The sequence below is a fragment of the Vibrio sp. 1249-1 genome (assembly GCF_033340495.1).
Genome location: NZ_JAWOWJ010000628.1, coordinates 1 through 663, shown reverse-complemented (window position 1 = coordinate 663; position 663 = coordinate 1). Strand labels below are relative to the sequence as shown.

General features: G+C 43.9%; 2 protein-coding genes. One reads left to right on the top strand and one right to left on the bottom strand.

Annotated elements, in window-relative coordinates:
* The first annotated feature begins 12 nt into the window (after positions 1–12).
* Complete coding sequence (locus R7Z50_RS28040) at positions 13–336, top strand: isoprenylcysteine carboxylmethyltransferase family protein (RefSeq protein WP_318149827.1); 324 nt, start codon at positions 13–15, stop codon at positions 334–336.
* A 105-nt stretch (positions 337–441) separates the two neighbouring features.
* Here the strand turns inward: R7Z50_RS28040 and R7Z50_RS28035 are convergent.
* Positions 442–663, bottom strand: a 222-nt coding sequence (locus R7Z50_RS28035) for a DUF3581 family protein (RefSeq protein ID WP_318149826.1), incomplete at its 5' end; no start/stop codon positions are given.

Sequence of the window (663 nt, the reverse complement as noted above, 5' to 3'; positions counted from 1 at the left end):
GGTGCACTAACTTTGTTGTCTGGCTACATGGGGATTGCCGGTGTATATGAATTTCGCAAAGTAAAGACTACCGTGAACCCAGTAAAACCTGACGCAGCATCTTCCGTTGTAAGAACTGGCGTGTTTGCCTTCTCACGTAACCCAATGTACATGGCGTTGTTACTGCTCATCATTGCGGTGGGTTTATGGTGGCAACATTTAAGTGTGGTGCTTTGCGGTGTGCTGTTTGTTAGTTATATGAATCGATTTCAAATCAAACCAGAAGAACATGTATTGGAAAGGTTGTTTGGTGAGGAATACTTGGATTATAAAAACCAAGTTCGTCGCTGGATTTGAATACCGAGCTGCCATCGACTCATTTTTTAAATAAAAAGAAAGCCTAACATCAATAGTTGGGCTTTCTTTTTGGTATCCGATTGTTATCGCTAATTCGGCAGTCTGTTACGCTGCCTTAACGAACTTTGCTAGGAACGCATCCTTACGCTCATTAAAGCGGTGTACAAGGTCGTCAACGGCTTCTTGATCGTATGGCTTCAAACCACTCGCTACCATGCGTTTAATACCTTTACCGACCACTTCACCGTCTTCTCTGAATGCGAAGTTCAAAGTCACCACGCCACGCTTGCCATCTACATCAAACGTCGCACCAGTGAAATCCACTTC